Raw genomic sequence first — 2002 nt, 5'->3', positions numbered from 1 at the left:
GGGTAGAATGCCTGCGCTGGATTGATCTGATAAGCGCATAGTTCCAATTGCTGTAATTGGATTATCGACTGAAGCCGGAGCAGCTCGACCGGAGACTGAATGCGATGGTGATCCGTCGCCAAAGCGCAGCAGGACGAGACCGTCCCCCGCATTGCCGATTTGACCCGACAGGACGTAGACAACCTCCGCGTCGCGCTCGTGGCTGTGCGGCGGTGTCGAGATGCCGGACGGCTTTGATCACGTGCAGAAGCGCGCAAGCGCCCCCAGTCTCCCGGCCTGAGACGAGCCGGTCATCGTCGTCCCAGCGAAGGCGCAGTCGATGGTTTGGGTCATGTGGGCTGCTCCGGATCAGCCACAGTGTCCTTGAAAACCAGTTCGAGCAGGATGCCGGTATGCGTGCGCAAGAACAGCCGCCGCTCACCGAGTTCGGGCAGCTCCATGGAGGAATACGCCATCCCGAGCGCCTCCAGACGCGCCCGCATGCCGTCGTGTTCGGAGAGCAGGAAACCGACGTGGTCGATGCTCTCGCGATTTACGTCCGGCGGCAGCTTTGCGCCAGGAATGAGGTGCACGACCGGTTCGCCATTCCCGTACAACCAGTAGCCGGGGAAGGCGAAGGCCGGACGGTATCCGGCCTCCAGTCCGAGCACAGCCTCGAAGAAGGCGCGCGTCCCTTCGAGGTCGTGCGTGCGCAGCGTAACGTGGTGGAGCATGGCGATCACGCGATTGTCCCGCCGCCGTCCACCGTGACGGTGGTGCCGGTGACGAAGGGGTTTGTCGCGACGAACAGGATGGCCTGGGCGATATCCTCGGGGCGGCCGACCCGGTGCGCGGGCAGGCGCTCTGCCGTGCGGGCGAACATCGCCGCCCGGTCCGCATCGGGCATGCTATCCCAGAGCGGCGTGTCGATCAGGCCGGGAGACACTGCGTTGACGCGGACCGGGGCGCGCTCCAGTGCCAGGCCGCGGGCCAGCGCCTCCAAAGCGGCGTTGATCGCCCCCTGCAGTACCGCTCCGCCGCTCGGCCGATGCGAGAGGAAGCCCGACACGAAGGTGATAGACCCACCGCTTACCACCTTCGCGGCACGAGCGACGTGGTAGGCGCCCCAAAACTTGCTCTCCATCGAAGCCCGCGCGTCGTCTAGCGCCAGGCCGCCAACGGAGCCGCTCCGCGTGGCGGCCGCTGCGACCACGACGTGGTCGAAGGGCTCGCGCTCGGAAAAGAAGGCCTCGACCGCGGCGCGATCAAGAAAATCCAGTACCGTCGCCTCGGCGCCGGACGTCGCCGCTGCCGCGTCGAGCTTCGGGCCGGGGCGTCCAGCGCCGGTGACCCGCCCGCCAGCCTGGACGAACAGGGCTGCCGTCGCCCGGCCGATGCCGCCGCCTGCGCCGACCACGAGGACGCGCTTGCCAGCCAGATCGCTGTTCATGGGGTTGCTCCTGCTTGCTGCCGGCTCAGCGCCCGGCGGATGAGAGGAAGGCCTACCGTTCGTCATGCGGCGAACATCGACCCTTGCATCGCGGCTTAGAAGCCAGCGATCATGCGAGGCTCTGTCGTCCTACATTTGAGAATGCGGTGCTCGACGACCTGAACGAACTGAGGACCTTCCGTGCCATCCTGATGGAGGGCAGCCTGTCGGCGGCCGCGCGGGGGCTCGGCGTCACTCTGGCCGTCGTGAGCAAGCGCCTCGCGACGCTGGAGGGTCGTGCCGGTGTGCGCCTGATCCAGCGCACCACCCGTGCCCTCAGCCCGACCGAGGAAGGGGCGCGGCTGCTGATCGATGTCGAGCGCGCGCTCGAGGCCATCGAGGCGAGCGAGGAGCGGCTTGCGGGTGGTCGCGACGAGCCGGCCGGCACCCTGCGGGTGAGCGCGCCTATCGCCTTCGGGCGCCGCTGCGTCGTGCCGGCAGCGGGCACCCTCGCCCAACGCTACCCACGCCTCGCGATCTCGCTCGATCTCGACGACCGGGTGGTCGACCTCGTCGGCGAGGGGCTCGACGTCC

General features: G+C 67.9%; 3 protein-coding genes. 1 reads left to right on the top strand and 2 read right to left on the bottom strand.

What is annotated here, in order from left to right; genetic code table 11:
* Positions 1–329: 329 nt before the first annotated feature.
* The gene (locus tag VQ02_RS32050) at positions 330–713 is read right to left on the bottom strand and encodes a VOC family protein (RefSeq protein ID WP_048448315.1); all 384 of its coding nucleotides are present in this window, start codon (positions 711–713) and stop codon (positions 330–332) included.
* A gap of 5 nt (positions 714–718) precedes the next feature.
* Complete coding sequence (locus VQ02_RS32045; protein WP_048448314.1) at positions 719–1429, bottom strand: SDR family oxidoreductase; 711 nt, start codon at positions 1427–1429, stop codon at positions 719–721.
* Between the two features lie 146 nt (positions 1430–1575).
* Here VQ02_RS32045 and VQ02_RS32040 point away from each other — a divergent pair.
* Positions 1576–2002 (top strand): LysR family transcriptional regulator (locus tag VQ02_RS32040; RefSeq protein ID WP_048448313.1); only part of this gene is annotated, 427 nt, incomplete at its 3' end.

It is taken from the genome of Methylobacterium variabile, assembly GCF_001043975.1.
In the GTDB taxonomy this organism is placed as follows: domain Bacteria; phylum Pseudomonadota; class Alphaproteobacteria; order Rhizobiales; family Beijerinckiaceae; genus Methylobacterium; species Methylobacterium variabile.
This window is presented reverse-complemented; position numbering and strand designations above follow the sequence as displayed.

What these genes read in the sequence shown, in the direction of transcription:
- VQ02_RS32050 (WP_048448315.1), bottom strand. Translation starts at nt 713, where the DNA reads ATGCTCCACCACGTTACGCTGCGCACGCACGACCTCGAAGGGACGCGC.
- VQ02_RS32045 (WP_048448314.1), bottom strand. Translation starts at nt 1,429, where the DNA reads ATGAACAGCGATCTGGCTGGCAAGCGCGTCCTCGTGGTCGGCGCAGGC.